8 protein-coding genes and 1 pseudogene are annotated in these 9,832 nt (G+C 67.9%); 4 read left to right on the forward strand and 5 right to left on the reverse strand.

What is annotated here, in order from left to right:
* A partial coding sequence (locus AC2VON_RS08685; protein WP_486952580.1) for an MMPL family transporter occupies positions 1-2,348 on the forward strand: 2,348 nt, incomplete at its 5' end.
* Positions 2,345-2,848 (forward strand): XRE family transcriptional regulator, encoded by a 504-nt coding sequence (locus tag AC2VON_RS08690; protein ID WP_486952581.1) that lies wholly within the window; start codon positions 2,345-2,347, stop codon positions 2,846-2,848. The genes AC2VON_RS08685 and AC2VON_RS08690, both read left to right, overlap by 4 nt.
* Positions 2,849-2,873: 25 nt before the next feature.
* Here the strand turns inward: AC2VON_RS08690 and AC2VON_RS08695 are convergent, their stop codons facing one another.
* Positions 2,874-3,584 carry a hypothetical protein gene (locus AC2VON_RS08695; RefSeq protein WP_486952582.1) on the reverse strand — a complete coding sequence of 237 codons (711 nt, stop codon included), beginning with the start codon at positions 3,582-3,584 and terminating at the stop codon, positions 2,874-2,876.
* The gene (locus AC2VON_RS08700; protein WP_486952583.1) at positions 3,581-4,282 is read right to left on the reverse strand and encodes a hypothetical protein; all 702 of its coding nucleotides are present in this window, start codon (positions 4,280-4,282) and stop codon (positions 3,581-3,583) included. The genes AC2VON_RS08695 and AC2VON_RS08700 overlap by 4 nt, the downstream gene beginning before the upstream one ends.
* A 43-nt stretch (positions 4,283-4,325) precedes the next feature.
* Between AC2VON_RS08700 and AC2VON_RS08705 the strand changes: the two genes are divergently transcribed.
* Positions 4,326-6,329 (forward strand): M13 family metallopeptidase, encoded by a 2,004-nt coding sequence (locus tag AC2VON_RS08705; RefSeq protein WP_486952587.1) that lies wholly within the window; start codon positions 4,326-4,328, stop codon positions 6,327-6,329.
* Between the two features lie 81 nt (positions 6,330-6,410).
* On the opposite strand, the gene AC2VON_RS08710 is transcribed toward AC2VON_RS08705, so the two are convergent.
* From AC2VON_RS08710 to AC2VON_RS08720, 3 genes are all read right to left on the reverse strand, one after another.
* Complete coding sequence (locus tag AC2VON_RS08710; RefSeq protein ID WP_486952584.1) at positions 6,411-7,484, reverse strand: L,D-transpeptidase; 1,074 nt, start codon at positions 7,482-7,484, stop codon at positions 6,411-6,413.
* A 143-nt stretch (positions 7,485-7,627) separates the two neighbouring features.
* Positions 7,628-8,872, reverse strand: a complete 1,245-nt coding sequence (locus AC2VON_RS08715; RefSeq protein WP_486952585.1) for an MFS transporter — start codon at positions 8,870-8,872, stop codon at positions 7,628-7,630.
* Positions 8,873-9,020: 148 nt separating this feature from the next.
* A complete protein-coding gene (locus AC2VON_RS08720) occupies positions 9,021-9,593 on the reverse strand; it encodes a DUF305 domain-containing protein (RefSeq protein WP_486952586.1) in 573 nt (190 codons plus the stop codon).
* A gap of 37 nt (positions 9,594-9,630) precedes the next feature.
* Between AC2VON_RS08720 and AC2VON_RS08725 the strand changes: the two are divergent.
* A pseudogene (locus AC2VON_RS08725) lies at positions 9,631-9,832 on the forward strand (dihydroxy-acid dehydratase); the annotation flags it as partial.

The raw sequence follows: 9,832 nt of genomic DNA on the forward strand, positions 1-9,832 counted from the left end.
TGGCGATGTTCACCACGATGTCGGTGTACGTCACGTCGACGGTATCGATGTTCGGCATCGCGCTGGCGATCGACTATTCGCTGTTCATCGTGATGCGGTACCGCGAAGAACTGCGCGCCGGCCGCCAACCGCAGGAGGCCGTCGATGCCGCGATGGCGACATCGGGGCTGGCCGTGGTGCTGTCCGGGCTGACGGTGGTGGCCTCGCTCACCGGGATCTACCTGATCGACACCCCGGTGCTGGTGTCCCTGGCCACCGGGGCGATCCTGGCGGTTTCGGTGGCGGTGCTGACTTCGGCGACCTTGACGCCGGTGGTCTTGGCGACTTTCGGCCGGGCGGTCGCCGGGCGTTCGGGGCTGCTGCACTGGTCACGCCGGACGCAGACCGCGCGGTCGCGGTTCTGGAGCCGCTGGACCGCCGCGGTGATGCGTCGACCCTGGCTGTCGGCACTGGTTGCGTCGACGTTGCTGATCGTGATCGCGGTACCGGCGTTGTCGCTGGTGTTGGGCAACAGCACGCTGCGGCAGTTCGACTCGTCACATGAGATTCGCGGCGGGGTCGCCGCGGCGGCGCAGGCGCTCGGACCGGGCGCGCTGGGCCCGGTCCGGGTGCTGGTCGCCTTCCCGGGAGGGCTGGACGCAGGGGCCTCGGCACCTGCTCACCGGCAGACGTTCGATGCCATCCGGCGGGAGATGACGCGAGGGCCCAATGTCACCTCGGTATCCGCCCCGGTCTTTGCCGATGACAACAGCAGCGGGCTGCTGTCCGCCGTGCTGTCGGTCGATCCCGAGGACATGGAGGCGCGTCAGACCGTCGACTGGATGCGTGCACACCTGCCGGAGGCCACCGGCGGACAACCGGCCCGGGTAGATATCGGCGGGCCCACGGCGCTGATCAAGGATTTCGACGACCGGGTGTCGGCGACCGAACCCCTGGTGCTGATTTTTGTGGCGGTGATCGCGTTCGTAATGCTGCTGATCTCCATCCAGTCGGTGTTCCTGGCCTTCAAGGGTGTCCTGATGACGACGCTGTCGGTCGCGGCCGCCTACGGCGGCCTGGTCATGGTTTTCCAGTGGGGGTGGCTGCAGCGGCTGGGTTTCGAGCCGATCAGCTCGATCGACAGCTTCATTCCACCGGTCGCGCTGGCGATGGCCTTCGGCCTGTCGATGGACTACGAGATCTTCCTGTTGACCCGAATCCGAGAGCGCTTCCTGCAGTCCGGCAGCACCCACGACGCGGTGGCCTACGGGGTGAGCACCAGCGCGCGGACCATCACCAGCGCCGCGCTGATCATGATCGCGGTGTTCACCGGCTTCGCGTTCGCGGGGATGCCCCTGGTCGCCGAACTCGGGGTGGCCTGCGCGGTGGCGATCGCGGTGGACGCCACCGTCGTACGGCTGGTGCTGGTACCGGCGCTGATGGTGATGTTCGACCAGTGGAACTGGTGGCTGCCCGGGTGGCTGGCGCGCATCCTGCCGTCGGTGGACTTCGAGCGGCCACTGCCCACCGCCGACCCGGGTGACGTCGTGGTCATCCCGGACGACATCTCCGCACTCATCGCACCGCCCGCTGACCTGCGGGCGGTGCTGAAGTCGGCGGCAAGGCTCAAGCATCTTGTGCCCGACGCGATCTGTGTGGCTGATCCGCTGGCGCTGCACGGCTGCGTGAGCCGGGATGGCGGGGGCGGTGAGGCCGGCACTGCTCGACGGCCCCTCACCCCGGCCACCCCGGGGGCGGTATCCGCAGGGAATGGCCACCCTGCGACTAAGCAGCGCGCCGGCAGCTGGCCGCACCGTAACTCCGCCGGCGGTGCGCTGCCCCGGCATCCTGTCACCATGTGGCGCAGCCGACTGTCGGTCGCCCTCGATGCGCTGGAAGCCCTGAAAGCCCCGCAAGCCCCTGAAACCCGAGCCGGTGATGCTGGGATGGGCCTGCCGGCCAGCGACTCCGGCAGCGAAGCCCGCCCGGCTCTCGCCCGGTGCAGCCCGCTGGAAACCACCACTGTCCAACTGCCGACCGGTGATCGGCTGCAGATTCCCACCGGCGCGGAGACGCTGCGCCTCAAGGGTTACCTGATCATGTTCCGCAACAGCCGCCGGGACTTCGCCGAATTCGCGGAATTGGTCGACACGCTGGAGCCGGAGACCGTTGCCGTGGCGCTAGCCGGCATAGACAGGTACTACTCTGGTCAACCAGCTAACCGACAATGGATCGCCACCCAACTGGTCCGGCGGCTTGCCGATCCTTGTCCGGTCGATCCCGGCCACCCGGGCGCGGGCGCGGACTGGGAGCACGTGCGGCAACGTTGCATGTCGGTGGCGGTAGCGATGCTGGAGGAGGCGAGGTGACGTTGGCAGCGGATCCGCGCCACGGATCGGTGCCGCACCCACTCGATCCCCGTCACCGCTCCGTGGACCGACCGGTGGAGTTCTGGTCGACGGCCGCCATTCGCTCGGCGCTGGAAAGCGACGACATCACCGCCTGGCAGCGGATCGTCATGGCGCTCAAACGCGACCCGTACGGCCGCACCGCACGCCAGGTCGAAGAGGTGCTGGAAGGATCCAGTCCATACGGCATTTCCCAGGCGTTGACGGAGGTGTTGATCCGTACCCGCGCACATCTGGAGGCCAACGAACGTGCCGAGGTCTCCCGCCATGTGCGGCTGTTGATCCAGCGGTCCGGGCTGAGCCGGCAGGAATTCGCATCCCGTATCGGTGTTCCCGCCAGGGATCTGGCGGGCTACCTAGACGGTACCCACAGCCCACCGGCCTCGCTGATGATCCGGATGCGCCGACTGTCCGACCGGTTCGTCAAGATGAACGCCCAGCGCTTCACCGACAGCAACTGACCGGGCGCTGCAGGCCGAGTCGCCGTCAGCGGCCGTGGATCGGCGACATGTCCAGCACCTGCCAGTGGCCGTCGCGCTTGGTCAGCGTTATCCGTAACGCGACGACGCTGTGCTTTTCCTGATCCATCATGCTCTGGGTGCTGCGCAGCAGCACCGCCACCCTGGCCACCGACGGGCCGATCGCCTCGACGCCGGCCGTCAACGGCTCGGCCTTCACGGTGATATTGTGCTCGGCCAAGCTCTTGGCCGTCCCGCCGATCTTCTCCTTGAACGCTTCCACCCGATCGGGCACCATCATCGCCGCGGCCTTATCGGTCGATGCGGTCGGGTCGAACGGGTCGACGGTTGCCGCCGCCGCCGACATAGCGCTGGCGATGCGCACCACCTCCACCGAGTCGGTCTTGAGGTTCCGATCCGGCACTGTCCAGCGGGTGTACTCCAGCGCCACCGCGGCCACCAACACAGCCGTGCACAGCGCGACCACCGCCAGCCGCAGGGCCGGTCTGTCGTCGTCGGTGCCGACCGTCACCGAATCACGGCGCAGCAGAATGAAATCCAGCGCCATGCCCTCAACGATCAGCAGCACCAGCACCGAGCACACCGACACCCACCACCGCGGCCAGTCCAGCACCTGCCCGACCATCAGCAGGCCGCCGATGCCGACCAGCGGCGCAGCGATGTCGAACGCCGAGACTCGCCACAAGGTTCGTAGCGGCACCTGCTTCAGCTTCTTCATCGGATGGACTTCAGCCGGGATATCAGCAGTCGGCCGTTGACGTCGGAGACGTCCAATTGCAGTGCCCAGTGCACGGTCTGGGCTTTGCCGCCGACGTTCTCGGCGACAGAGGTGGCGACCACCATCACGGGATCGGTGCGGCCGGTATCCGACGACTGCCGTTGCGCCGGGTCCGTTGAGCCGGTACCGGATTCGGCATCGGTATCGTGGTGCAGCGTTTCGATGGCCACCGCCTCGACCCGACCGGTGCTGCGCGACTGTATCCGCTGCAGGACTTCGCGATAGGGCTGGGTGGCCGCGTCGAACTGGCTGTTGAGTTCGCCGACGGTCTTGTCGCGTAGCCGCTGCATGCCCTTCTCGACGTTGTCGGCGTTCAAGTTGATCAGCACACTGGTCCAGCTGGCCGCGGTTTGCAGAACCTGGCTCTGGTGGGACCGCTCGGCGACGTCGCTGCGGTGCATAGACCAGGTGAGCAGCCCGGCCACCACAGCCGCGACCGACACCAGCCCGAGAACGGCGGACACCAGCCCATAGATCGACAGGACGCGGCCACTTGACGGTTCGGTGTCAGATTTCTCGTCGGGTGCTTGGGATACTGCGGTGTCTTGATCCGGCGACGAGGCGCCGGTCGATCGCTCATCGCCGGTTACTGCTTCACCCGCGTCGGCGGGCGAGTCCGGCTGCTGCTCGTCGGGCATGGCGGTGAGGGTACAGGACGCGGCAGGGCAACGCCGTGAAAAGATGCCCGGGGTGACATCAGAAGCTGTTCGCTCGGGTCTGGACCTCAGCTATGTCGACACCGCGATCCGCCCGCAAGACGACCTGTTCGGCCACGTCAACGGCCGTTGGCTGACCGACTACGCAATGCCGGCGGACCGCGCCACCGACGGGGCGTTTCGCCAGCTGTTCGACCGGGCCGAGGTCCAGGTGCGCGACCTGATCATGCAAGCCGCCGAAAACACCGACGGCAGCGATGGGCGGCGCATCGGCGATCTGTATGCCAGCTTCCTCGACGAGCAGACCGTCGAGCGGCGCGGGGTGCGGCCACTGCTCGACGAGTTGGCGCTGATCGACGACGCCGCGGACGCCGGCGCGCTCGCGGCGGCGCTGGGCGCGCTGCAACGCACCGGGGTCGGCGGCGGCGTCGGGCTGTACGTCGACACCGATTCGAAGGACTCCACCCGCTACCTGGTGCACCTGACCCAGTCCGGCATCGGCCTGCCGGACGAGTCCTACTACCGCGACGAGCAACACGCCGATATTCTGGCGGCCTACCCGGGCCACATCGCGGCGATGTTCGCCTTGGTCTACGGAGACGGTACCGCCGCCCATGCCGAGACCGCGGCCCGCATCGTCGCGCTGGAGACCAAACTGGCGGCGGTGCACTGGGATGTGGTCAAGCGCCGGGACGCCGAGCTGACTTACAACCTGCGCACACTGGCCGGTCTGCCCGGCGAGGCGCCCGGCTTCGATTGGGCCGGGTGGATGGGTGCGCTGAGCGGTTCCGGCGATGCTGACGCCATCACCGAACTGGTGGTTCGCCAACCCGATTTCCTGTCGGCGTTCGCCGAGCTGTGGAACGGCGAGGACCTGCTCGATTGGAAGCGCTGGGCACGGTGGCGGCTGATTCACGCCCGCGCCGGCCTTCTCACCGACGCGCTGGTCGTCGAGGACTTCGAGTTCTACGGGCGCCGGCTGAGCGGCACCGAGCAGATCCGCGAACGGTGGAAGCGCGGAGTGGCTCTGGTGGAGGCCCTGATGGGCGACGCGGTCGGAAAGCTCTACGTGGCAAGGTATTTCCCGCCGGAGGCCAAGGCCCGGATCGACGTGTTGGTGGACAACCTGCGGCAAGCCTACCGGGTCAGCATCTCCAATCTGGACTGGATGACACCGCCCACCCGCCAGCGTGCGCTGGCCAAGCTGGACAAGTTCACCGCCAAAGTCGGCTATCCGGCACGCTGGCGCGACTACTCCGACCTGGTGGTCGACCGCGGTGACCTCTACGGCAACTATCGGCGCGGCTATGCGGTCAACTTCGACCGCGAGCTGGCCAAACTGGGCAAACCCGTCGACCGTGACGAATGGTTCATGACACCGCAGACCGTCAACGCCTACTACAACCCCGGCATGAACGAGATCGTCTTTCCCGCGGCGATTCTGCAGCCTCCTTTCTTCGACGCGGGCGCCGACGACGCCGCCAACTACGGCGGCATCGGCGCGGTGATCGGCCACGAGATCGGTCACGGTTTCGACGACCAGGGCGCCAAGTACGACGGTGACGGCAACCTGGTGGACTGGTGGACCGATGACGACCGCCGCGAGTTCAGCGCCCGCACCGCCGCGCTGATCGCCCAGTACGACGCCTACGTACCGCGCGATCTCGGCGCTGTCGACGGTCCACCCCATGTGCAGGGGGCGTTCACCATCGGGGAGAACATCGGTGACCTGGGCGGGCTTTCGATCGCGCTGCTGGCCTACCAGCTGTCGCTCAACGGTCGCCCAGGCCGGGTCATCGACGACTTGACCGGTGTGCAACGCGTTTTCTATGGCTGGGCGCAGGTCTGGCGTACCAAATCCCGTGACGCCGAGGCGATCCGGCGGCTGGCGGTGGATCCGCATTCGCCTCCGGAGTTCCGCTGCAACGGCGTGATCCGCAACATCGGCGCCTTCTACGACGCTTTCGGCGTCGTAGAAGGCGACGTCCTGTATCTGGAGCCACCGCTGCGGGTCCGGATCTGGAACTGATTGCCGTTACCTCGGCGAGCTTGGGCGACACACAACCCGCTTCGGCACCGCGATTCTGACCACGCTCAGCGCAACGGCGCTTTACATCTGCCAGTCGTTGGCGCCGTCTTTCTTGGTGTAGCTGCCGACGGAGTTCTTCACCACCACCGGGTCACCGCTGCCGAAGTTGTCGTAGAACCACCTGGCGTCGGCAGGGCTGATGTTGATGCAGCCGTGGCTGACGTTGCGTTTGCCTTGATCGTTCACCGACCACGGCGCGCTGTGCACGAAACCGCCGCTGTTGTCGATCCGGACGGCATCGGAGACGGTCACCTTGTAGCCCCAGCTCGAGTTGACCGGGACCCCGTAGGTCGAGGAGTCCATCACCACTGTCGGGAACTTCTCCAGCACGTAGTAGGTGCCATTCGGTGTTTCGTGGCCGCCGGCTGACATGCCCATCGACATCGGGATGGTCTTCTCCACCTTCCCGTCGCGGGTGACGGTGATCTGGTGCGTGGCGTCATCAGCCGTGGCCACCAACGCGTCGCCGGTGCGGAAGCTCGACTTGGTGCCGCCCGCGTCGATGTCGACCGTGGTGTGGGCGGGCCAGAAGTTCAGCGGGCGCCACCGCAGCTGAGTGGGAGTCATCCAGTAGAACTTGCCCGGCACCGGCGGGTTCGACGAGATGTGGATCGCCTGCTCGGCCAGCCCAGCATCCTCGACCGGCCCCGGGAAATTGACGATGATCGGCTTGGCCACCCCCACCATCGAGCCGTTCAGCGGGTTGAACGACGGCGGCCCGAACGGCGGCGTGCCGGTGAACGGCTGTGGGTTCTGCCCTGCGACGGATCCCGCCGTGCCGACCGAGGCCGCCTGTTGCGTGCCGAGGGCCGGCGGCCCCAGCGGGTCAGGTGGGTCCGGCGGTGGGAACGGGCCCGGCAGCGGCTCCGCCGGTGGTGGCGGCCCCACCGGGTCGGGCGGCGCAGCGAACGGCTCGGGTGGCGGCCCCACCGGGTCGGGCGGTGCATCGACTGGCCCGGCATCGGCTGCCCACGGGTCGCCGGGCGGTGGTTGCTGCGGGTCGGCCAGCGCTGGCCCAACACCGAGCGTGAGCCCGGTGGCCAGGCCGCCCACGCCGAGCCAGGCGACGAGCGTCCGCGGCATCCATCGCGACATCTTAGGTACCTCCGGTCACGGTCTCAATCCAGTGTTACACAGCGCGACGGCCGCCTAGCTGCGCCGAAGTGCCTCGACGATCGGGTATCGGACCCGCTCACCTGACCGAGCTGCTGTGTTTGGTCGCCAGGCGGTGACGAACGTTACGGCCGGCTGGTCTTCGAAGGAAGAACGAACAGCCGCCGACTCGCCACCATTCCCGCCAGCGCGCCGCTGACCAGCACCGCGGACGCGGCCAGCATCGACGGCTCACCGAGGCGCTCGTAGAGCAGGCCGCCGAGCAGTGACCCGGTCATGATGCCGACCTGGAACGCCGCGACATACAGCGCCGACGCCCCGTCGGGGTCATCAGGCGCGGTCCGCATCGCCGCGGACTGCAGCATCGGCGACACCGCCATCGCCATAGCGCCCCACAACACGATCGCGCCGGTGCCCACGACGGCGGTCAGGGCGCTCGCTACGGTGTGTTGATCGCCGAATGCCAGCGCGGTCAGCACCACGAACGCGACCGCCAGCAGCGCCATGCACACGATGACCGCAGCCTTGGGCCGGCGGTCCAGCGGGCGGGCGACCACCGGCATCGCGACCAGGCCGGCGACCCCGTACGCCGAGAGCAACCAGGCCAGGTTCGGTCCGTGCACGCCGACCACGTCGCGGATGATCACCACGATGAAGGTGTAGGAAACGAAGTGCCCCGCGACGGCGGTCAGCGTCAGGATGCTCAGCGTGAGCAGGCGGCTGTTGCGGTGATGTCGCGCCCGGCGGCCCACCTTGGCCAGCTGCTCCGCGGTGAGCACCATCGCCGGCAGCGCCATCCACGCCGCCAGGGTGATGACCCCGGCCGCGACGGTGACGACCACGACCGCCAGCCGCCAGCCCCACAGCAGGCTCATCGCCGCGGTCAACGGGTTGCCGACCACCAGCGCCAGGCTGGTCCCGACGTAGATCACGGTTGTCGCACGACCGGAGTGGCTGACCGGCACCAGGCGAGCGGCGATCGGGGCTATCACCGACCACATCAGTCCGTGGGTGACCGCGCAGAGCACCCGGGCGCCGGCCAGCACCGCAAAGTTGGGTGCCACCGCGGAGATCAGCTGCGAGACCGTCAGGCACAGCAGGGTCAGCAGCAGTGTGGCACGCCGTGGCCAGTACGCGGTCCAGCGCACCAGCGGAATCGTCGTCACCGCCGCGACCAGCGCGTACCAGGCCAGCAGGGTGCCGACCAGGGCCTCGCTGACATTCAGGTCGTGTGCGATTGCGGGGAGCGCGCCCACCGGTACGGTTTCCGCGGTGACGTAGATGAACGCCGCAGCCGCCAGCACCGCCAGCTGTATCGCGGTCCGCGGCGTCCACGGCCCGGCGAGCGTGGTTCGGGTTCCGACGGTCATCGCGGGTCACGCGCCGAGCGGGCCGCCGAGCGGTCGAGCTGCCTCGCCGCACCGTGTCACCAGCACGGCAGCCAGTCAATCACAGCGGTTGTGCAGGAGCGAGGAATCCGCGCGGTGCCTGGGGCGGTGGCTGCGGCAGGGCCGTCAGTCAACGTCTCAGCATCTGCTCCATCTGGTCGACCTCGGCCTGCTGGGACGCCGCGATGGATTTCGCCAGGTCGATGATGTCGGGGCTCTGGCCGTGGGCGATCTCATTGTGCGTCATGGTGATCGCGCCCTGCTGGCGGGCGATCATCGACTGCAGCCACAGCTGGTCGAAGGCGGGCCCGCTCAGCGCCTTCAGCTTGTCCATGGTGGCCTGATCCACCATGCCGTCGACGTGCATCCCGCGCGGATCGTGAAGCGGTTGCTGCCACTGAATCAGCTGCGCACGGAAGCCGTTGATCTCGGATTGCTGCTCATCGCCGATCTGGTGCGCGAGCGTGATGAGCCGGGTTTCGGTGGTGTGGGCCGGAACCATCTCCGCCAGCTCGAGGGCCTGCTCGTGGTACGGGACCATGGCCTGCAGGAACGTCACGTCGTCGGCGTTGTGGTCCGGTCCGCTCACCGTCGACGTCCGCTGCGGCGCGTGACAGGCGCTCACGGCGGTGCCTACCGCGAGCGCGGCAAGGACGACAAAACCCCCGCGGACCCCACGGACCCAGCCGGCAGTAGATCTCATGCGCCCACTGTAGAAGCGGTGACGGCATACTGGGTCAATGCCCACCGAAACCCGGAAGACGCCAGACATCAAACCCCGTAGCCGCGACGTCACCGACGGCCTAGAGAAGGCCGCCGCCCGGGGGATGTTGCGGGCGGTGGGGATGGGCGACGACGACTTCGCCAAACCCCAGATCGGGGTGGCGTCGTCGTGGAACGAGATCACCCCGTGCAACCTGTCGCTGGACCGGCTGGCCAAGG

Source organism: Mycobacterium sp. TH-M82, assembly GCF_057473605.1.

Bases quoted from the DNA above. Each gene is read 5' to 3' on its own strand.
- AC2VON_RS08695 (WP_486952582.1), bottom strand. From the start codon at position 3,584: ATGAAGAAGCTGAAGCAGGTGCCGCTACGAACCTTGTGGCGAGTCTCG.
- AC2VON_RS08700 (WP_486952583.1), bottom strand. From the start codon at position 4,282: ATGCCCGACGAGCAGCAGCCGGACTCGCCCGCCGACGCGGGTGAAGCA.
- AC2VON_RS08705 (WP_486952587.1), top strand. From the start codon at position 4,326: ATGCCCGGGGTGACATCAGAAGCTGTTCGCTCGGGTCTGGACCTCAGC.
- AC2VON_RS08710 (WP_486952584.1), bottom strand. From the start codon at position 7,484: ATGTCGCGATGGATGCCGCGGACGCTCGTCGCCTGGCTCGGCGTGGGC.
- AC2VON_RS08715 (WP_486952585.1), bottom strand. From the start codon at position 8,872: ATGACCGTCGGAACCCGAACCACGCTCGCCGGGCCGTGGACGCCGCGG.
- AC2VON_RS08720 (WP_486952586.1), bottom strand. From the start codon at position 9,593: ATGAGATCTACTGCCGGCTGGGTCCGTGGGGTCCGCGGGGGTTTTGTC.